The sequence below is a fragment of the Paenibacillus sp. Y280 genome, assembly GCF_056786335.1.
The window spans coordinates 79,648-99,742 of sequence record NZ_JBXCIW010000017.1 but is presented as its reverse complement, the minus strand read 5'-3'; the positions used below and the strand labels follow the sequence as shown (position 1 = coordinate 99,742).

Below are 20,095 nucleotides of genomic sequence, written 5' to 3'. Positions count from 1 at the left end.
CGGCTTTTTGTCTTTTCGCCGGGACGTTAGGAACGAATCCTTGCCTATTCAGGAATCTTTAGACTATACGTATTATTATCTTTATCATACGGGAATTCATTTTTGAATAAAAGCGTATCGCCTTCCCGTTTGATGAATCTCAGAAAATCACCAATATAAGGAATATCGTTCGTCTCCACATATTCCTGCTGCTTCGCTACAAGCAGCTCTTTGTAGAGAACGGCAACGGTCTCTGTATCTCTATCAACCAGCTTCAGTATTCCACTCTTGTTGGCTCGCAGCAGGAACACATCCTTATCGAAATACTCGACAAAATAATTGTCATCTTCTCCTCCTAGCTTCACTAAATCGATCGTTTCAACTACTTCTCCGGTACCGTCTGCGATCAGTCGAAGTGTTTTCCCATCAAGCAATAGCAATTGACCGTCTGCTTGTGTAACATTTTGCTCAAACCGATTCCAATAATATACGCTGGATTGCTGAATCAACTTTTCATCCTTAATCACGAGCTTGAATAGTTGACTATTTAAATGCGGCTCACCATAATAATCGGATAAATTTACAATTAGTAAACCACCATCCGTCTTTTGAAAATCGGTATACAAATACTCTCTAATCGGAATTCCTAGCTTTGCAAGCTGACGCTGTACGCCTTTGCTGTCTGTTACGTAGACATCACCGCTCTTGCCCTCTATAGCATATTTCATTCCCTCATGGGCAAATTCGTATTTTTTGAACGTTTGCAAATGATCAGCTTTGAACGTCTTAGTGCCTGCATCCCATGTTATGTTTTTACCGTTAAGCGCACTAACAACAAATCGGACTGGCAAATAAAGTACTTTGTCGAAAAGGAATGGCGCCCCGTCAAGCTTAAGCATTTTCCCGTCCAGCATAGCAGTAGAGCTTCCCACCCGAACGGCAAATAATTTCTTCCAGCCGTTGAATTGAGCCCGTTTGCCTGTAGAGTCCCAGCTCAGCTCCAGTCGCGACTGATTGATTACGCTAGTCATCGGAATGAACGTGACTCCGTTTTTCACAAGAGCTGTCCCAGCAATGCTCCCAGTTCTGCCGTCATCCCAGCTGAGCTGATATTTTGCCTGTGCCGCCGCACCAGCTGTAGTAGGAAGGACAAGCAATAATGCCAGAACTAAGGCCGTAATTCCCCATTTCATTATCAAACATCTCCTCTACTTCAATTAATTGGATTTCACAACTCTTAATAACGCCCATTCTAAGGTAAAAGTTGCGATGCCAAAAAGCGCCCCTGCCACTCGAAGGATACTGAAAGACTAGTTGTTAAATCGCATAAACCTCGCAGGGAATCGAATGGGGTTCTGCACATTAGAAACGTCCTCAAACCAGTACCGGTTAAACAGAATTAACAGGAAAATGTCCACTAGCGTTGCATCAACACTAACATGGAAAAAAGCAGGGATAACCATTTACAAATAATCAAATAAAAATCAGAATTTTATGGACAAAAACAAAAAAAATCTCCATTGTAGTGGTGTAGGAACGAAATCCATACACCAATACAAAGGAGAAACCTGACCTTGAGTGTACTGGATAAACAAGTGATTCGTCAATGCCTATCTTATCTTCCTTTACAAGATTTTATTGCACCTATTCTCGATTACCGTAAACAGTTGAAGACCGTTAACCTCTTGAAAATCTTTATTACGGGGCAGTTGTTAGCTTGGGACTCGCTTGGCACCATTGCAAACACCATTCGTTCCGATGAGGCCTACCAGTCTGAATTTGACATCAAAAGTATCGATAAATCTCAGCTCTCACGTCGAATGCTGGAGGTCCCACTTGAGGTTACGCAAGCGCTGTTTGCAGCGGTGGTTGCGATGATCCAAGCGCGGGCTAGTCAAGCATCTCATGTCAATCACAACAAACTTCCACTGGCACTCGTGGATTCCACGAGTCTCCGAATGCCTCCTAAGCTTGGTGATTGGGCCTATGTGACGAAGAAGCAAAATAGCGTAAAGGTTCATACGCGCCTTTTGGTGATTGACAAGCAAACCGCTTATCCCGACCACCTCATCGCCTCTACGGGTAATATTAGCGATTATGAAGGTTCGGATGAACTTGTCGTGGATTCAGACGTGCTCTACGTTATGGACCGAGGTTATGTCTGTTATAAGCGAATGGAGAAATGGGCAACGGGTGAAATCGATTTTGTTGTTCGCATAGCCAATCATCATTGTGCTGAGATTTTGAGCGAGCGAAAAATCCCAGCAGATGAACCCCGAGTCATAAGGGACGCTACGGTTATTCTTGGAAACCAACCTAAAACACGGATGAAAACACCCGTGCGGCTGATTGAATTCAAAGATGAACGAGACCGTTTTTATCGCATCGCGACAACTCGGCATGATTTGTCCGCCGCAGAGCTGATGGAGGTTTACCGAAACCGATGGCTAATTGAATTATTCTTTAAGTGGTTGAAACAGCATTTAAAGTTTGCAAAGCTGTATAACTATCATCCTGAAGCGGTGTGGAATCACATTTATTTAGCGCTAGTTGCATATGGGCTTGCCTATCTCGTCAAACAAGAAACCGGCACGAAACAATCCGTCTGGCGCATCACCCAATTGATACGCATTTATACGATAAAGCCATGGGGTCGGCTGCTGGATGAGATTGAAAGAAAACCAAGTAAGTACAGTAAAGGGAGACAGAAAAAAGGACCGCCTGAGCCGATAAAAATCGACCCTACACCAGGCGTGAAGATTCGCCCGCCGAAGAAGAGAAACAGATAAATGTATATTTAACTTTTTTTGGGATTCGGTTACCTACGCTTAGGTGGAGCTGTCTTTTAATTATTTGAGAATTGAAAGTTTGTGAATTTTTGAACAAACTTAGCTATTTGCAAGACTATGACAGGTTTAATGCAACGCTAGTGGAAAATGTCCATCTAATTGGCCCATATTGTACACATCCACGATAAAACTACCATGGTTCGCCAGATTCTATATATCCTTGTTGTTACGCCCGAGCAACATGATGCTGCTATCCACCGTTTTTTCCACGATAATTTTGATTATAGTCTGTATTCCATCACCTAAGTCGCCCAAGAAAGTGAGTACTTTGATAGGTTTCGGGGTATGCTTGGTAGACGTAAGGTCTTTCGTTAACTAATACCACTATAAGTACGTCGACAACCAAGATTATTATGCATTAAACGCATAGCCTGATACTGTCGTCTTAAATCCTTGCCGCTTAACCTGTAAATAATAAAATACCCTTCTTCTATTCAAGTTCTAAACTTGATCAACTGACGCGCCGGGATCTGGTCTATTGATGAAACTCGGCCATGCAATCTTCATGAATGTTCCTCCTCCACTATGTCATAAAGTATGCTTTATGGCACACTTATAAAAGGTAGAATAAAGCGTATCAAAATCTATATATTTGATTTTTGAAACGTTTCATTTTTTGGGTACACCTTTTGATACAGGATAATCCTATAATAACGAAATGTACACACCTTAAATTGACCGTATTATTTTAATAGTTGGTCTTTACATAGCCGGTAGCCAGATTCTCTAAAAAATGTTGAACAATGAGTGTTTTTATTGCGGAGTTTGTCAAAGTATCGGCCAAGATAGAATATTCCGGTACCGGCTTTTCTGTATTGCTGCGGAACGTTAAGGATCAGACCGTCCAGCTGCTTGCGGACCATCTGCCAGCAAAGCACGGATAAAACGCTTAGAAGTTTTGAACACAAAAAAAGCCGGTTTTCACCACGCTAAAGGTGTAACCGGCCTTATTGTTGTCCTGCATCTTTAAAATTTCTTTAGTCGTTTAAAACTTCATATTATTTAATCATTTTGAATTGATAGTAACTGTACGGGTTTTCTGATCCCAACTAACTTTCGCTCCGGATGCTTCACTTACAAAACGCAGTCCGATATAAAAGGCGCCATCTGGGGACAAGTAAGACGATTGGCTGAGTTGAATAGCCTCACCATTAACGTACCCAGTCATTTTATCTGCAATTAGTTTGATTTTCAATCCATCCTTTACAGCAGTAACACTTTTTTCTTCATTATCCCACTCAACGGTCATACCGAGTTTAGTGAAAATAGGTCGAAATGGGATCATAGTAATACCATCATTTATATAGATTTGTGGATCTGCAGTGAGTTCTTCTCCATCAAAGATTACCTTAGCAATTGCCACACCTGCATGCGCAGTAGAAAATACTACAGAAAAGGAAAAAATTATTGTAATGACGGTAATTAAATTCCGAATCCTTTTCATTGAATGTTCACCTCACGTTGTTTTTGTACTATTATGGATAAATTGAAGAATTGACTACAATTGTGACATTATTACTAGCGTCTCGTGTTACTAAGGCATGATCTTGTACAGGAGTCTGAAAACTAGTACTAGGTACTAATGTTTCATCTACTTTTATCGAACTGAAATAAGCCTTGTTCTTTCCTGTATTGTCTGATGAAACAACAGTTGATAGCAATTTCCAGTACTGTAAATATGAAGGGCTAAGGTCATAAGATTTAGTTGATTCAATAATTGTTGTTAACGGAGTGTCAGTAGTATTATTACAATGAGCATCAGCACAAATTGCAACTCCATCAACTTTCAATCTAACTTTCCCATTGTAATTATACCATGCATAGAGAACAACATCGGCATTAGATTTGTATGCATTATTGTAACTCACATTCGAAAAATCCGGATTCCAAGTTACAGACTGAGTGATCCATTCAGCGTCTGTAATCAATTTTCTGCTAAATGTTACAATCCCTTTCCAACCTTTTTCATTTTGATTCTGGCCATTAGTAGCATCGAATACTAAACCCATATCTGTGGCATAGTTCCCTTCGGTAATCGGATTATGACTATAAAATCCGATATAATTGTATGCTGGTTTGTCTTGCGTAACATCAGTGTCAACAGGCAGTTTTAATTTTGTGCTAAGGAAGTTTCCGGCTCGGATAATAGCTTGTCTTCCTCCAACCCCATCACCTATTGGATCTGCTGCAAGAGGAGCAATATCACCTACTTTGCTGGCCTCTGTAACTGGTGGGGTCGAGGCTGAGATAACAAATAACGGTTGTTCGTTGGCAGGTTCTTCATATAAGTAAGTCATCGAGTCATCATAAAGGATATATTGATAGGTTCCGTTGTTATACTTTTCATCAGACTTTTTCGCCTTTTTTTCTTTTACAATCTCTATTTTAGCATTTTCTATAATATTTTTCACTTTTTGTGAAGTAATTAACCCATTCAATTTATCTTCAATAACAATTTTAACATCCCTTCCATTATTACTAGTCGCATTTAAAGACTCAATATTTTGTTCACTCTGAGCAGATGCTGCACTTGATATTAATGAGACAGATAAAGCTGCAATTGCTATACCACTAAATATAGATTTTATTTTTTTCATACTAACACTCCTATTTTTCGTTTTTAGTTAATAAAGTCAAACATAATTTTAAAAATACTCCTTTCCTCTATCATTGACACCAACGCCTTCGACGGCATTTATGAGAAGGTTATCATTTTTTCAAAATTCATGACTTATGCAGTTCATTCCAAGCGATGGAAACCGATTAATAGTCATAGAAATGTAAGCTAAAAACCGGAAAACCCCTTGACTTTTGGAAATCACACCAATAATCGCGAAGAATACCTTTTCTAACGGGTATATCTCTCAAGATAATAGGTGATTTCAGTGAAACAAACCCTTGAAAATCCACGATTTCGTAAGCTTTCACAAGGCGAATGCGCAGGAGCGCCAATCTTGCGATCTCTTTGGGAAAAGTTCGACTTTTCATTGCTCTTGACACAATCCGGGATATTCAAACGAAGCGGAGCACCGTCATGGATGCTTTGCTTTATGTACGTCATCGGATTGATCTCTGGATGCTCATCGGTTGTACAAATGAGCGCATTGGCTGGCAAAGATGCTCTACTTGAACTCATGTTTAAACCTTACAAACTCGCACAATACACGCTCAGCCGGTTTTTCACAGTCTCCCATGCATGGCTGACCTTTGGGAAAAAACGTGTTGCAAGACTTCAGGAAGAACGAGAAACTGCGCTTCAAGAAGGCGATGTTATTAATCTCGACGATACGCATAGCGCTCATCCCTATGCAAAGAAATTACCGTTTTTGTGCTGGCTCATGGACTCTTCATCGAAAACATACAGCTGGTGTATGAATCTCGTTGTCCTGCAGGCGGTGCTCCAAAATGGACTTGAATATCCGTTGTTCTACCGCGCTTGGCACAAAGTGCCTGACGATGAGGTCGGCTTAACCAAGTTTGATTTAGCCAGACAAATGCTGCTCATGCTGCGTGAGTCGGTCACTTGCCGCCTCTGGGTAGCGATGGACCGATGGTATTTATGTAAAGACTTTTTCGTTTTCTTGCAAGAGCATTCCTTTGATTGGGTAACCAAAGCCAAGCGTAATACTGCACTGTACCGAAAGGTTACGGTCCCCGGACGTCGTGACCGGTATGTGCCTGTTACGGCGCGACAGCTTATTCAGGATGGATACAAGCGCTTATCTGCATCCGAAAATGGACTGTCTGCCATAGCTATGTCCGATATCTATATGAAAATGCCTTATCTTGCCGAGGGAAGGAAAGGACAGCCCGTAACAAAACAACGATTCGTTCCCATCGCTGCCGTTGTCGCTATGCGTCTTAAAGAAGACGAGGAAATCGTTAAAGTAAGGGAAGACGCCCAAGATGAACCGGCAACTTACAGAGGGGCGTACTTGATCATTAGCAACCGACATGATGCACCAAAGAAGGCGATTGAAGTGTACGGGAAGCGCTGGCGAATTGAAGTGTTTTTCCGCGCAGCCAAGCAAGAACTGGGCTTTGAAAAGTGCCACTCTACATCCGAAGCACACCAGCACGCGCATATGGAGTTACTTTTTGCTGCGGAAACGTTACTTGCTTATGCTTTATGGCAAGTAAACAAAGAAAAAACGAGTGATGAGAGCCACACCCACGGCGAAATGGTTCGCGGTCTCTTCCACACTCGTTGCCAGGTTCGCACAAGAAACCACAAAGGTTTAAAGCGAATCTACATCGATTTTGACATAGAGGTCCGCCGTTTTGCAAGCCTTATTTCAGCATACTGGCCTAAGAATCTCTCCATGACCATGTGGCCGGTTTATTCAAACATAGATTCTCACAATTACCGGTTAATCTCATGAACTGAATAAGTCATGATAGCTATGAATAAATCATTTAACTGGAAAACCTCCCGCTAAACGGAGCACTCTCACCCCAATTGGCTAAAAAACGAAAAATTAACAGGAGAAATTCCATCTAAAGCATATTTTTGCCTTATATTTCTGGAATTAACGGGAGTTTTTCCCGTTAATCTCACTGTTTAAAGCACATTCGGCAGTTGGGCAAGCGGGTTGGTGGTTGGGGGTGGGGGTGGGGGTGGGGGTGGGGGTGGGGGTGGGGGTGGGGGTGGGGGTGGGCGGTTGGGGGGGTCGGGGGTCGGGGGTCGGGGGTCGGGGGTCGGGGGTCGGGGGTCGGGGGTCGGGGGTCGGGGGTCGGGGGTCGGGGGTCTCAAATAAACGCCCCTGCCAGCTCGGCAGGGGCGCTTCTTAACCTAGTGGCGCTTAAAATGCTGCTACGATCGCGCCTTTATATTTTTCTTCTATAAATTTCTTAACTTCAGGTGAACGAAGTGCTGCTGCGAGCTTTTGAATGGCCTCGGAGTCTTTGTTGTCAGGACGCGAAACCAGAATGTTCACATACGGCGAGTCATTGCCTTCGATGAACAGCGCATCTTTTGTTGGAACAAGATCTGCTTCAAGCGCATAGTTCGTGTTGATGAGCGCAAGGTCTACTTCGCCTAGCACGCGCGGCAGCGTCGCTGCTTCGACTTCCGTAATTTCAAGCTTCTTCGGATTTTCGGTAATGTCTGCGACTGTCCCGTTAACGCCAACACCGTCCTTCAGCGTCAGCAGCCCGTTCTCCGCCATCAGCGAAAGTGCGCGTCCGCCATTCGATGGATCATTAGGGATGACAACCTTCGCGCCTTCCTTCAGCTCATCAATTTTTGTAATTTTTTTCGAGTAAGCGCCGAATGGCTCGATGTGTACGCCTGCAACGTTAACGAGATCATAGCCTTTATCCTTGTTGAATTGCTCTAGGTAAGGTGTATGCTGAAAAAAGTTAGCATCGATATTTTTTTCAAAAAGCTGCGTGTTCGGTTGAACATAATCGTTAAACTCCATCACTTCCAGGTTTATGCCCTGCTCCTTCAGCATCGGCTTTACGAATTCAAGCAGCTCCGCATGCGGCACCGGAGACGCTCCTACCTTCAAGGTAACCTCTTCCGCTCCTTGTCCTGCTTCACCATTCGTATTTGTATTGCCCTCGGCATTTTTGTCTTGTCCGCATGCAGTTAGTGCGAACATTAGCATCATTGCGATGATCATATAACTTGTTTTTTTCATGTTCATTCCTCCATATTTGTGAGTTCAATTTAAAAGGCATAGCTCGCAAAACACTTACTTTCTGCTATAACGACTGACCAAAGCATCGCCAATCGATTGCAGCACCTGAACAAGTACGATAAGCAGGGCAACGGTCACGAGCATGACATCGGTTTGGAACCGCTGATAGCCGTACCGAAGAGCCAGATCACCAAGCCCGCCCCCGCCGATGACGCCTGACATCGCCGTATAGGAGACGAGCGTAACCGCTGTGATCGTCACCGCGGCGAGCAGGCTCGGACTGGATTCACGCAGCAGCACGCGCCGCACGATATCCCATTTCGAAGCGCCCATCGCCTGAGCAGCTTCAATGACGCCGCGATCGACCTCGCGCAGCGACGTTTCCACCAGCCTCGCGAAGAAGGGGGTTGCCGCTACGACGAGCGGTGGGATCGAGCCCTCCACGCCAAGCGTCGTTCCCGTAATGAGCTTGGTGAGCGGCATAATCAAAATCATAAGAATGACGAATGGAACGGAACGCAGCACGTTGACGATAAACGAAAGCATGCCATAAACGATAGGCTGCTGCAGCAGTTGTCTGCGAGAGGTTAGAAAAAGGATGATGCCGATTACTAATCCTAAAATAATCGTAAATACAAGCGACGCCGCCATCATATAAAGCGTATCCTTGGTCGCATCCCATATCTCAGGCCATCGAACGTTTTCGAAGCTCATCATATCCCCTCCACCTCCAGACCTTCCTTGCGCAGCACGGCAATGACCTGTTCAATCTCCTCATTACTGCCGATCAGCTCCACGATAAGCTGGCCATATGGCGTCTGCTTCATGCGTGATACGGTACCCTGCAAAATAGCAAATTGCACCGATGTTGGCTTCACTGCATTATACAAAATCGGTTCATAGGTCAAATCGCCGATGTAAGTCATGCGCAGCAGTCGCCCCGTGCGCCCGCGCAGCAACTGGCCGTTCGCCCCGCTGTCAGACACTTGATCGACAAAGTCGCGAGTAACGGGATGCTCAGGCCTGAGAAAGACGTGAAGCACGTCGCCTATCTCAACGATTTCGCCTTGATCAATGACCGCTACGCGGTCGCAAATCGAACGAATGACGTTCATTTCGTGAGTAATAAGCAATATGGTAATGCCAAGCTTTTCATTAATATCGAGCAATAAGGACAATATCGAATTCGTTGTTTGCGGGTCAAGTGCCGACGTCGCCTCATCGCACAGCAAAACATCCGGATTGTTCGCCAGCGCCCTTGCAATCCCGACACGCTGCTTCTGGCCGCCCGATAGCTGCGCGGGAAATTTATCAGCGTGCCCCTCAAGCTGAACAAGCTTCAGCAGCTCGTCTACGCGCTTGTTCAATTCAGCCTTCGAAAGCTTAGCCAGCACAAGCGGAAAGGCGATGTTATCCCTTACCGTGGACATCGACAGCAGGTTGAAATGCTGAAAAATCATTCCGATACGCCGCCGCTGCGTCTGGAGCTGCCGCTCGGACAAACCGGTCAATTCCACGTCCCCAACAGCTACGGTACCCGACGTCGGCTTCTCGAGCAAATTGACACAGCGCAGAAGCGTGCTTTTTCCAGCGCCGGAATGACCGATAATGCCGAATATTTCACCTTTTTTAACCGTTAAACTAACGTTTCGAACCGCATCTACTGAAATAGCACCTGCACGGTACGATTTTTTGATGTTATTGAGCCTAATCAGTTGTATAACCTCCCATCGGACAAGCAATACAATATTGTATTAATGAGACCGCATACTGTCAATGTCAAATTAAACCAATTAATGTAAGTTCACCATTTGCTCCCCTCCAAAGCATGTTGACGAGCTTCATCATATTGTTTCCTCTTTCCATTTTTTTACTCTTGAATAAACTGCAAAACCGTAGCAAAGAGGCGCCCCACAAGTAGATTAATCGACTCGAGAGCACCTCTTTGTTAGAGCTATTATTTTATTCTGACAAGCTGTTGTGTCTCCACCTCGAGCGTTCCCATTAATCGTTCAGCATTTTTTTTGATTTTCATAACCGCCATCGTTTTTTCCTTCTCTTGCAGCGCTTGCCAATGGGAGTCTTCAAGAACGACAAACCTATCTGCATAGGCTCGGCCATCCCCAATAATAATATTTCCCTCATAGTTGACCGGCAGCGTACTTTCACTTCCAATAACTTTGTCCGCCTTTTGCTTGGCAAACAACAAGCCCTCTTTTCCTGAAACCGGGGGCAATGAAATTACAGTCTCCGTGCTGCCATCCGCTATTACTCTTGTAAGAAGCTTTTTTTGGATTAAAGCATCAATCGTCGTTTGCGACAGAAACATGTTTTTTTGTCCGTCAGCTTCTGCGGTTTTAATTGCAAACACATCGCTTGCTTCTAGTTGCTTAGCATGCTCCTTTAAAACGGCATCTATCTGCTGTCTCTCCCCATAAGCAATGATCCCGCCCGCTTGCGGGAAAATGATATCGATTACTGCTTTTCCCCCAAACCACGCGATAAAAATGAAAGCAACAACAGCCAGTACGATTGTTAACCATTTTTTCATATTGCATCTCCTCTGCCTTTCATCTGAATGGTCCTATATTTAAAAGGAATCTTGCCCTGTAAAAATAATAACAATAATGACGGCAGCTACAGTCGTTATTGTATTTAGCCATTTGTTCATTTGTTGTTGCCTCCTTTTCTTATCGTTTATCTATTGCCTATCCTATAGAAACGACCGAATGCCAGCCATCGATTTGAGTGACAATTTAGGTGACAGGTTTGTAAGAAAAGCTGGGCTAAAATTGAAAAATGGACGGTGCAGATATCGTACTCTGCACCGTCCATTTTCAACTTTATATATGCCTCGTATTACCCTGTAACCTTAGACTGCAATTGCTGCACCGCTTCAAGCACCTGCTGCGCATGCCCTTTTACCCTTACCTTGCGCCATTCCTGAACCAGCTTGCCTGCCGCATCAATCAGAAACGTCGACCTGACAAGTCCCATATACTCCCTGCCGTACAGCTTCTTTAATTGCCATATGCCGTAAAGCTCGCATACTGCGTGCTCCGTATCGGCCAAAAGCAGGAAAGGAAGCTCCTTCTTCTCTATAAAGCGCTGATGCGATTTTATCGTATCGAGGCTGATGCCCAGAATAACGGTATTATGCTTCAGCATCTCCGCGTTTGCATCGCGAAAATCACAGGACTCCTGTATACAGGCGGTCGTCATATCCTTCGGATAAAAGTAGAGGACCACATTTTTCCCGCGATAATCTCTAAGTGCAACATTATCTCCATTTGACGCCGGCAATACGAAATCCGGGGCCGTGTCTCCCACTTGAAGCTGTGTCATCTAAAGTCCTCCAAAAACATTTTGTAATGGCACCGCAAGCGCGGTGCTCACAGCGCTCTGACTAAGAGCCAGCTCCACGATAACGCTTTACTCCGTGGTTCCATAGCCACAGCCCCAATGAAAATACGACAATGCCCATGACAGGCGTCAGAAGCGCAAGCTGTGACAGATCATCCGCCTTCTTCTCAAGGAAATAAGATGCCGGTATAACGCCGACGAAAGCGAATGGAAGCAGCCATGTCAGCACGAACCGGATCATTTTGTTATAAATGTTAACCGGATATCGGCCGTAGTTTTGAATATTGTACATAAGCGGCACGATGCCGGTCGGCGCGTCGGAATAGAAGGATATGGCGCTGAGCGCCGTATATAGTCCCGCGTAAATGAGAACCGCGCCCAGTACGAGCAGCATGAGCATCAATAAATCGAGCAATTGGAACGGCAGATCGAGCTGCGCCCAGCAGAGAACCATAATGATCGCACCGACAAAGGAGCCGATCAACGACGGCGGATCTACATTTTCGAGCAGCACCTGATAGAGGCTATGAGCCGGCCTTGTAAGGACGCGGTCCATCTCTCCTTTTACGATATAACGCTCGCTGAAATTCCAAATGCTGAAGAATGTGCTGAACACGCCATAAGGAATCATGAAGAAACCGTAGACGAACACAACCTCAGCCTCCGACCAGCCGCCAAGCGAAGGCGTGTGCTGGAATACAATCAAGATGAAGATGAGGTTCATCCCTTGGAACAATAAGTCAGACAGCACCTCAACCCAGAAATCGGCACGGTAGGTCAGTCTTGTTTTTGCATAGTTTTTAATGTATTCCCAGAACAATGATGCGTATCTCATCTCTATTAACCCCCTTGCACGAACAGCCGCTTGCGAGCAGCGCGCCACGTCAGCCAGATTGGCACCAGCAAGCCTGCAAACCATAGCACTTGAATGCCGAATACAGGCAGCACTTCGCTGCTTGGCGTCCGTCCCGTAAACACGGAGCTCGGCAAATAGGTGATGGCCTGGAACGGCAGCCACTGCATGATTGCGGAGAGCCAGCCTGGGAAGAAGGCAATCGGCACGACCACGCCGGAGAACAAATCGACCATAACCCGTTTCATCCGCATCATGCCTTCGTTATTTTCAACAAAAAACGCGAACAAGCCGGTCAAAATATTAATTTGTGAATTGATCAGAAAGCTAAAGAACAGCATGATTAGATAAATGAGCCATGTCATTGGATCTGTAGGCAGCGTAACCGGGAATATGAGACAAACGATAATCATCCCCGGCACCATGAACAGCAGCATTCGGAATAACCCCTCGCCGAAGCCCTGCATCATTTTGACGAGCAAATAGGAATAAGGCCTGATCAGTTGAACCGAAACGCTGCCGTCCCGGATTTCATTCGCGATCTCGCGATCTAAGTTGTTGAAATAAAAGGCGCGAGCCATCCAGGATACGGCAACGTATGTTGTCATTTGGGTCACGGTAAAGCCGGCAAGCGTCTCCTGATCGCCGTAAATAGCCTGCCACAGAAAGTAATAAGCGCCAATGTTAATGGCATAAATGATAATGCCGCTATAATAATTAACGCGGTAAGCAAGCATCATGATAAACCGTATACGAATAAAATCGATATAAGCGCTCATCATGACTGGGCCGTCTCCTTCGAGGTTGACGCTGAGCCTGAGGAATAGATGCTGCGAACGATATCGTCCGTGTTGGTTTCAATGATTTTGATGTCGCGGATCTCAACGCCGCCAACTACGCACGACAGCGCATCGGATACATTAACGGCATGCGGCAGCCACATTTTCGCGCTCACTTCATTTTCCATCGTCCACGTTACATCCAGTGAATGGGTCAGCTGCTGAAGGACTGCAAGCGGCGTATGCCCTCCAAACTGGAACTGAATTTCGCGGCCCTTGCTCCATCGGTTCTTCAGATCGTCAAGACCGCCATCGTAAATAATACGGCCGTCATCCAGCATGATGACGCGCGAGCAAAGCGCTTCAATATCTTGCAAATCATGTGTCGTCAGCAAAATGGTCGTTCCCTGCTCTTTATTCATCTGAAGGAGAAAGTCGCGGATTTCGGTCTTCACGACGATGTCGAGGCCGATTGTCGGCTCATCAAGAAAAAGAATGGACGGATTGTGCAGCAGCGAAGCAACAAGCTCGCAGCGCATTCGCTGTCCAAGGCTTAGCTTACGAACGGGACGGTTGAGCAAATCACCTAGCTGAAGCCGCTCGACAAGCTCGTTCAGCCTTTTGCGATAATCCGCTTCGGATACGCGATATACTTTGCGCAGCAGCTGGAACGATTCGATCACGCCGATGTCCCACCAAAGCTGGGAGCGCTGGCCGAAGACGACGCCGATGCCGTTTACGAACTTCTCGCGATCCTTGAACGGCACGTAGCCGTTCACCTTGAGCTCTCCTGACGTAGGCACCAAAATGCCCGTCAGCATTTTGATCGTAGTCGACTTGCCTGCTCCGTTCTCTCCTATATAGCCGCATATTTCGCCTTGCGGAATTTGAAAGGAAATATCTTTGACCGCCGTTACCTCATTGTATTCTCGTTTAAACAAGTCCTTAAGGGCGCCGGATAGGCCTTCTCGGTTTTTCTGCACGCTGAACTGCTTGCGCAAATCCTTTACATCAATGGCTAACATCTGGTTGGAATAGCCCCTTTCACTTCGACATTTCCTAGGAAATACCGATCTTTTTTTACCTAAAACGATAAAACTTGCTTCTGGATGTCGTTCAGCTTTATAATTTTATGATATGTAATCATACAGTAGTTCACGCCTAGCGTAAACGGCTGGGCCTGCCGAAGGCAGCGCAGCCTCCGTTTGCTGATGAAATATAAGCTATTTGCTCTGGCCTTATACGTTCTTATATTTCTAGCGTAAACAGCTCCGCTAACCTTCTTCCTGGAAGCGGACCATTCGCTATGCCATCTTTGCTCATGTTTACATTTGAAATGTACCCTCCTTGGGACAAAAAGATCCAGCAGCATCTGAAGGGAGCACGTCTAGCGAAATGTCTAAACAGACGAATAAGAAAAAAAGATGGAGATGGTTATACATTAGCCTCTCCGTAATTCTGGGCGCAGCAGCAGCTTTTATCATTTACTGGAGCGTAGGCATCTATAATGCGCTCGATAATTTCAGCGATCCAGAGGCAACGAAGGATCCTGTCGACAACGTCGAAGCCACGCCTGTTCCGATTCCCGAATGGGAGGGCAAGGAACGCGTTAATATTTTGCTGCTCGGCGGTGACGCTCGCGGGGTAGATGAGGGCCAGGCGGCTCGTTCAGACTCCATATTGGTCGCATCCTTCGATCCTGTTACCAAGAAAGCGCATCTGTTCTCGGTCCTTCGAGATACTTACGTCAACATCGAAGGATATGGCAAAGGCCGGATCAATACTGCGCTCACTCTAGGGGAATACCCGCTAGCCATGCAAACAGTCGGCGATCTGCTTGGTCTCGACATACAATACTATGTATATACCGACTTTGAAGGCTTTAAGAAGCTGATCGATACGATTGGCGGCATTTACTTCGACGTCGAGAAGGATATGCATTATACGGACAACGCAGATGGCAACCGCTACGATATCGATCTCCAAAAAGGCTACCAGCTGCTCGACGGCGACAAAGCGCTCCAATACGTTCGCTTCCGCCACGATGCCATGAGCGATTTCACGCGAACGGAGCGTCAGAGAAACTTCCTACAGGCGGTGTCCAAGGAGCTTCAATCGACCTGGAACATTATCAACATGAAAAAGATTCTCGACAGCGTACAGCCTTACGTCAAAATGAACATCAGCGTGCCTGATATGCTGAAGCTCGGCCAGCTTGGCGTCAAAAGCCACGTAGCCAACACGACGCAAATTCCGCCGATGGAACTGATCGCAGAAGACCGCGTTGGCGGCGCATCGGTCATTGGAATCAGCGACGAGGACGAGCTTCACTCCTTCGTACAAATGACGCTGGAGCAGGACGACACGGTGCCTGCCCCTACCGAGACCACTACGCCGGTTGACGGTGCGGCCAGCAGCTCTAATTCCAGTTCCAGTACCAGTTCCAGTACCAGTTCTAGTTCCAACTCGAAACAGTAATCTATAAATACACGCAACGGCGAGCTTAAGTTGCGTGTATTTTGCTTCTCGAAATACCCACAACCCATTTTATTGGAGGCTGATATCCATGGCAATACAACGACCAAATTCAGATAAGCTTTATGAAGAAGCGCTGCAGCATATTGTCGGCGGCGTCAACAGTCCTTCCCGTTCCTACAAAGCGGTAGGCGGCGGCGCGCCGGTGTTCATGAAACGCGGCGAAGGCGCTTATTTCTGGGATGTCGACGATAACCGATACATCGACTATTTGGCGGCATACGGCCCCATTATAACCGGACATGCTCACCCGCATATTACGGAAGCAATCGTTCGCGCCGCGCAAAACGGTACGCTGTACGGAACGCCAACAGAGCTTGAAATTACGCTCGCCCGCATGCTGAAGGAAGCGATCCCGTCGCTCGACAAGGTTCGTTTCGTCAACTCCGGCACGGAGGCCGTCATGACGACCATCCGCGTCGCACGTGCCTATACGAAGAAAACTAAAATCATCAAGTTCGCAGGCTGCTACCATGGCCATTCCGACCTCGTGCTCGTCGCGGCAGGCTCTGGACCTTCCACGCTTGGCATTCCCGATAGCGCCGGCGTTCCCGCCAGCATCGCCAGCGAGGTTATTTCCGTTCCGTTTAATGATCTGCCAGCGCTGAAGGAAGCACTAGAGCGCTGGGGCCACGAGACGGCCGCCGTTATGGTCGAGCCGATTGTCGGCAACTTCGGCATGGTCATGCCGCAAGAGGGCTTCCTAGAAGGGCTATGCAAGCTCACTCGCGATGCCGGCGCACTCGTCATCTATGACGAGGTCATCAGTGCCTTCCGCTTCCATTACGGCGCTGCACAGACGTATGTCGCTTTCCCAGATCATCAAGCGATCGAGCCGGACTTAACGGCGCTTGGCAAAATCATCGGCGGCGGCCTTCCGATTGGCGCTTATGGAGGACGCCGCGAAATTATGGAGCAGGTTGCTCCCCTCGGCCCTGCCTATCAAGCGGGCACGATGGCAGGCAACCCTGCCTCCATCTCGGCAGGCATCGCCTGCTTGGAGCTGCTGAAGGAGCCGGGCATTTACGACCGTATGAACGCCCTCGCTACCAAGCTGGCGACCGGCCTCCACGCTGCCGCGAAGCAGCATGGCATCCCGCTCACGATCAATCAAATTCGCGGCTCGTTCTCTGCTCATTTTTGCGATCATCCCGTTACCAACTACGATGAGGCGCAGGATACGGACGGCGAGCTGTTCGGCAGATTTTTCAAGCTTATGCTGGAGCAGGGCATCAACCTCGCGCCTTCCAAATATGAAGCTTGGTTCTTCACGACCGCGCACACAGAGGCCGACATTGATGAAACCATTCAAGCGATTAATTATGCTTTCACTAAACTGAAATAACCGAATAAAGTTATGCACGCCAAGAGGGTGTCCCAAAAGCAGTAAGCTCGCTGGAGAGATAGCTCGCTTTGAATTGAAATGTTGGAAGTGAAAAAATAGCGGTACAGGGGGCTATTCCTGTACCGCTATTTTTCTATTCAGGTCTATGGGCGCTTGTTTCATGAGATAGTGGGCAAGCGAAAGTCTCTCCACCTCCAGGCTTACCTTTGGCAAGCCACGAAGCAGGAATCGGCGGAATCCCTGGTTCATCTGTAGTCTCGGGTTCAATCATGCATGGGGCAAGAACCCTCTTGAGTCAGCATTTACGGGAAAAACTCCCGTTATTTCATGTGTTTTTTGGCAAAAATCAGGTTTAGATGGATTTTCTCCCGTTAATATCTCACTTTTGACCCTATTTCGGTGTATGTGCTCCGATTAACGGGAGTTTTTCCAGCTAAATGAACGAACTGGCCTTTTATCAGGAAAATAGATGGGGTTTTTCCTGTTCATTCCACAAAACCAAATGATTTGAGCTAGCCTTTTATTTCAAACTTGCGGGTTAGAACAATGAGCGCTGGAATAAGCGAAAAAGCCTGTGGATAGTTAGGTTTGCTACTCAATAGGCTTAAGCAGGAGCAGACGATCATCCGTCTTCGACGGGATGCCGCGGCCATCGGTATTGTTCGTAATGACGTATATGCGGCCATCCTTCATTTTCACATCGCGAAGCCGCCCTTCACCTTCGAAAACAACAGCCATTTCACTTGTTGCCGGGTCGTAACGATAAATCGCTCCCCCCATCAAGGTCGCAATCAAAATACGGTTGCGCTCATCAATTGTCGCTCCCGAAGGCGCAATCGCCTTTTCCCCTGAATGGTAAATCGGGGTTATCATTCCCTCATGCTCTTCGTCCCCGTAAATGGTCGGCCAGCCGTAATTTCCGCCCGCTTTAATGATGTTGATCTCATCATGCCCGCCGGGATCTCCCGTTGGACCATGCTCTGTATTAAACATCACACCCTCGTGATTCCATACGAGTCCTTGCGGATTGCGATGTCCATACGAATACACATAAGAGCCTGGGAACGGATTATCCTCTGGCACGTTGCCATCTAGTGTCATACGCAAAATTTTGCCCGCCAAGCTGTTCCGATCCTGCGCCAGCTCCCTTTGCTGCGCATCGCCTGTCGTCACATAAAGCAGCTTGTCCGGCCCAAATGCCATCCGTCCGCCATCATGGTTGGCCGCGCCCGGTATACCTTCTAGCAGAGCGCGCACCTCATCCCATTGCTCGCCATTTTGCTTCAGAAGTACAACTCTATTCAAAATACGGCCCTTCTCCTCGTAGGTGTGATAGGCATAGGCCAGCTTTGACTTTGCAAAATCCGGCGCCAGCAGGAAGCCTAGAAAACCTCCTTCGCCGATACCATGCACGCCTTTATTCAAATGGACCGCTTGTCGTATCATCTTATTGCCGTCTACCTTGACAATATTTCCTTCTCGTTCGCTAATATATACGATATCCCCATCGAATGTTATAACCCACGGCACACGAAGCTCCTGCGCCAGCACCTCGTATGCTGCCGCTGTGTCATCCGTTTCTGCCGCCTCATTCGTCTCCGTTTCTTGCTTCTTGTCCGTTGTTTCTGCTGCTGAAGCCGTTGCCGATGGCTTCGATTCGGAATTTTCATTAGACTCGCATGCAGCCAGCATGCCTACGCACACCATCGTCATCATCAGCGCGGCTATCCGTTTTTTAGTAGTCATAATCAATTGATTCCTCCCTCTCAATCAGGCAGATGGGCTATGGCCAGAGACAGAGAAGGACACCGTACCTGCTTGCAAGCCGTACGCTGTCCTTCCCACACTATTCGCTTGCTTCCGCTTCAGCTAGAGCTTTGATAAGCTCCTCCTGAATAAGTCCATTCGACGCTACGACGTTGCGAACGCCCAAATCGTATGGCTTGCCAAGCGTATTGCTTACGACGCCGCCTGACTCCTGCACGAGCAGCGAGCCAGCCGCCAAATCCCAGCTATTTAGACCGATTTCCCAAAATCCGCTTAATCGTCCTGCTGCGACATATGCCATATGCAGCGCTGCCGAGCCGGCAATGCGAAGGTTCCGAACCTGCGGGGCTACCGCTTGTATGCCTTTCAGGTTGAGAGGAAGCGCATAATGATGATCGGCTGGTAGCCCGGTTGCTACAAGGCTGCCGCGCAGCGTATCATCCGCAGACACCTGCATCCTTTTGCCATGGACATAGGCTCCTTTGCCTTTCTCCGCGACAAACAGCTCATCTCTCATCGGGTCGTAGATAACACCAACGATGACCTCCCCATTGTGTGCAAGCGCGATCGACACGCAGAAGTAAGGGAAGCCGTGTACGTAGTTGGTCGTTCCGTCAATCGGATCGACGATCCATAAATACTCTGCGTCGCGAATATTTTCAAGCGCACGCGCAGAAGCCTCTGGTCCGGGCTCCACACCCTCTTCACCTAGAAAGGAATGGCGCGGAAAATGAGTCAAAATCAAATTTTTAATTAGCCGCTCTGACCCTTTATCTACTTCTGTAACAAGGTCATGCGAGGAATACTTTATATCAAGGCTGGCGTGATTGCCAAGCTTCATCTTAATCCATTCTCCTGCTTTCGACGCGCAGTTGATTGCGACAGCAGTAAAGCTTTTCCCGCCTACAACGAATGCGTTGTTCTGGTCACTCACGGTCCATCACTCTTTCCTCTATATAAATTTACAATCGTATACATAC

At 47.0% G+C, this 20,095-nt stretch carries 18 protein-coding genes; 5 read left to right on the top strand and 13 right to left on the bottom strand.

Annotation, left to right across the window (positions count from 1 at the left end; translation table 11 throughout):
• Positions 1 to 44: 44 nt before the first annotated feature.
• Positions 45 to 1,172: a copper amine oxidase N-terminal domain-containing protein gene (locus AC1TPC_RS19995; RefSeq protein WP_482068555.1), complete on the bottom strand. Its 1,128-nt coding sequence runs from the start codon at positions 1,170 to 1,172 to the stop codon at positions 45 to 47.
• Between the two features lie 381 nt (positions 1,173 to 1,553).
• On the opposite strand from AC1TPC_RS19995, the gene AC1TPC_RS19990 reads away from it, so the two are divergent.
• Positions 1,554 to 2,768: an IS4 family transposase gene (locus AC1TPC_RS19990; protein WP_482068554.1), complete on the top strand. Its 1,215-nt coding sequence runs from the start codon at positions 1,554 to 1,556 to the stop codon at positions 2,766 to 2,768.
• Between the two features lie 803 nt (positions 2,769 to 3,571).
• On the top strand, positions 3,572 to 3,712 hold the full coding sequence (locus AC1TPC_RS19985) for a hypothetical protein (RefSeq protein WP_482068553.1): 141 nt from the start codon (positions 3,572 to 3,574) through the stop codon (positions 3,710 to 3,712).
• Between the two features lie 122 nt (positions 3,713 to 3,834).
• Here AC1TPC_RS19985 and AC1TPC_RS19980 read toward each other — a convergent pair whose 3' ends face one another.
• A complete protein-coding gene (locus AC1TPC_RS19980) occupies positions 3,835 to 4,272 on the bottom strand; it encodes a copper amine oxidase N-terminal domain-containing protein (protein ID WP_482068552.1) in 438 nt (145 codons plus the stop codon).
• Positions 4,273 to 4,303: 31 nt separating this feature from the next.
• Positions 4,304 to 5,425 (bottom strand): YrpD family protein, encoded by a 1,122-nt coding sequence (locus AC1TPC_RS19975; protein ID WP_482068551.1) that lies wholly within the window; start codon positions 5,423 to 5,425, stop codon positions 4,304 to 4,306.
• A 357-nt stretch (positions 5,426 to 5,782) separates the two neighbouring features.
• On the opposite strand from AC1TPC_RS19975, the gene AC1TPC_RS19970 reads away from it, so the two are divergent.
• Entirely contained in the window at positions 5,783 to 7,210 is a 1,428-nt protein-coding gene (locus AC1TPC_RS19970; protein ID WP_482068550.1) for a transposase, read from the top strand.
• Between the two features lie 420 nt (positions 7,211 to 7,630).
• On the opposite strand, the gene AC1TPC_RS19965 is transcribed toward AC1TPC_RS19970, so the two are convergent.
• From AC1TPC_RS19965 to AC1TPC_RS19930, 8 genes are all read right to left on the bottom strand, one after another.
• The gene (locus AC1TPC_RS19965; RefSeq protein WP_482068549.1) at positions 7,631 to 8,473 is read right to left on the bottom strand and encodes a MetQ/NlpA family ABC transporter substrate-binding protein; all 843 of its coding nucleotides are present in this window, start codon (positions 8,471 to 8,473) and stop codon (positions 7,631 to 7,633) included.
• 54 nt (positions 8,474 to 8,527) lie between these two features.
• The gene (locus AC1TPC_RS19960; RefSeq protein ID WP_482068548.1) at positions 8,528 to 9,190 is read right to left on the bottom strand and encodes a methionine ABC transporter permease; all 663 of its coding nucleotides are present in this window, start codon (positions 9,188 to 9,190) and stop codon (positions 8,528 to 8,530) included.
• Entirely contained in the window at positions 9,187 to 10,188 is a 1,002-nt protein-coding gene (locus tag AC1TPC_RS19955; protein WP_482068569.1) for a methionine ABC transporter ATP-binding protein, read from the bottom strand. The genes AC1TPC_RS19960 and AC1TPC_RS19955 overlap by 4 nt, the downstream gene beginning before the upstream one ends.
• A 242-nt stretch (positions 10,189 to 10,430) precedes the next feature.
• Positions 10,431 to 11,024, bottom strand: a complete 594-nt coding sequence (locus AC1TPC_RS19950) for a lipoprotein BA_5634 family protein (protein ID WP_482068547.1) — start codon at positions 11,022 to 11,024, stop codon at positions 10,431 to 10,433.
• A gap of 308 nt (positions 11,025 to 11,332) precedes the next feature.
• Positions 11,333 to 11,818 carry a thioredoxin-dependent thiol peroxidase gene (bcp, locus tag AC1TPC_RS19945; RefSeq protein ID WP_482068546.1) on the bottom strand — a complete coding sequence of 162 codons (486 nt, stop codon included), beginning with the start codon at positions 11,816 to 11,818 and terminating at the stop codon, positions 11,333 to 11,335.
• A 61-nt stretch (positions 11,819 to 11,879) separates the two neighbouring features.
• The gene (locus AC1TPC_RS19940; protein WP_482068545.1) at positions 11,880 to 12,671 is read right to left on the bottom strand and encodes an ABC transporter permease; all 792 of its coding nucleotides are present in this window, start codon (positions 12,669 to 12,671) and stop codon (positions 11,880 to 11,882) included.
• Positions 12,672 to 12,676: 5 nt separating this feature from the next.
• On the bottom strand, positions 12,677 to 13,471 hold the full coding sequence (locus tag AC1TPC_RS19935) for an ABC transporter permease (protein ID WP_482068544.1): 795 nt from the start codon (positions 13,469 to 13,471) through the stop codon (positions 12,677 to 12,679).
• Positions 13,468 to 14,493, bottom strand: coding sequence for an ABC transporter ATP-binding protein (locus AC1TPC_RS19930; protein WP_482068543.1), 1,026 nt, complete (start codon positions 14,491 to 14,493; stop codon positions 13,468 to 13,470). Before AC1TPC_RS19930 ends, AC1TPC_RS19935 begins: the two co-directional genes overlap by 4 nt.
• Before the next feature lie 370 nt (positions 14,494 to 14,863).
• Between AC1TPC_RS19930 and AC1TPC_RS19925 the strand changes: the two genes are divergently transcribed.
• Both AC1TPC_RS19925 and AC1TPC_RS19920 read left to right on the top strand, forming a co-directional pair.
• Complete coding sequence (locus AC1TPC_RS19925; RefSeq protein ID WP_482068542.1) at positions 14,864 to 15,946, top strand: LCP family protein; 1,083 nt, start codon at positions 14,864 to 14,866, stop codon at positions 15,944 to 15,946.
• Positions 15,947 to 16,034: 88 nt separating this feature from the next.
• Positions 16,035 to 17,348 (top strand): glutamate-1-semialdehyde 2,1-aminomutase, encoded by a 1,314-nt coding sequence (locus AC1TPC_RS19920; protein ID WP_482068541.1) that lies wholly within the window; start codon positions 16,035 to 16,037, stop codon positions 17,346 to 17,348.
• A 591-nt stretch (positions 17,349 to 17,939) separates the two neighbouring features.
• Here the strand turns inward: AC1TPC_RS19920 and AC1TPC_RS19915 are convergent.
• Positions 17,940 to 19,094, bottom strand: a complete 1,155-nt coding sequence (locus AC1TPC_RS19915) for a PQQ-dependent sugar dehydrogenase (RefSeq protein WP_482068540.1) — start codon at positions 19,092 to 19,094, stop codon at positions 17,940 to 17,942.
• A 100-nt stretch (positions 19,095 to 19,194) separates the two neighbouring features.
• Positions 19,195 to 20,049 carry an inositol monophosphatase family protein gene (locus AC1TPC_RS19910; protein ID WP_482068539.1) on the bottom strand — a complete coding sequence of 285 codons (855 nt, stop codon included), beginning with the start codon at positions 20,047 to 20,049 and terminating at the stop codon, positions 19,195 to 19,197.
• Positions 20,050 to 20,095 lie beyond the last annotated feature (46 nt).

Coding starts and splice junctions, on each gene's coding strand:
- AC1TPC_RS19960 (WP_482068548.1), bottom strand. CDS start 9,190: ATGATGAGCTTCGAAAACGTTCGATGGCCTGAGATATGGGATGCGACC.
- AC1TPC_RS19980 (WP_482068552.1), bottom strand. CDS start 4,272: ATGAAAAGGATTCGGAATTTAATTACCGTCATTACAATAATTTTTTCC.
- AC1TPC_RS19965 (WP_482068549.1), bottom strand. CDS start 8,473: ATGAAAAAAACAAGTTATATGATCATCGCAATGATGCTAATGTTCGCA.
- AC1TPC_RS19925 (WP_482068542.1), top strand. CDS start 14,864: ATGTCTAAACAGACGAATAAGAAAAAAAGATGGAGATGGTTATACATT.
- AC1TPC_RS19995 (WP_482068555.1), bottom strand. CDS start 1,172: ATGAAATGGGGAATTACGGCCTTAGTTCTGGCATTATTGCTTGTCCTT.
- bcp (WP_482068546.1), bottom strand. CDS start 11,818: ATGACACAGCTTCAAGTGGGAGACACGGCCCCGGATTTCGTATTGCCG.
- AC1TPC_RS19930 (WP_482068543.1), bottom strand. CDS start 14,493: ATGTTAGCCATTGATGTAAAGGATTTGCGCAAGCAGTTCAGCGTGCAG.
- AC1TPC_RS19975 (WP_482068551.1), bottom strand. CDS start 5,425: ATGAAAAAAATAAAATCTATATTTAGTGGTATAGCAATTGCAGCTTTA.
- AC1TPC_RS19935 (WP_482068544.1), bottom strand. CDS start 13,471: ATGATGAGCGCTTATATCGATTTTATTCGTATACGGTTTATCATGATG.
- AC1TPC_RS19985 (WP_482068553.1), top strand. CDS start 3,572: ATGAGTGTTTTTATTGCGGAGTTTGTCAAAGTATCGGCCAAGATAGAA.
- AC1TPC_RS19950 (WP_482068547.1), bottom strand. CDS start 11,024: ATGAAAAAATGGTTAACAATCGTACTGGCTGTTGTTGCTTTCATTTTT.
- AC1TPC_RS19920 (WP_482068541.1), top strand. CDS start 16,035: ATGGCAATACAACGACCAAATTCAGATAAGCTTTATGAAGAAGCGCTG.
- AC1TPC_RS19915 (WP_482068540.1), bottom strand. CDS start 19,094: ATGACTACTAAAAAACGGATAGCCGCGCTGATGATGACGATGGTGTGC.
- AC1TPC_RS19940 (WP_482068545.1), bottom strand. CDS start 12,671: ATGAGATACGCATCATTGTTCTGGGAATACATTAAAAACTATGCAAAA.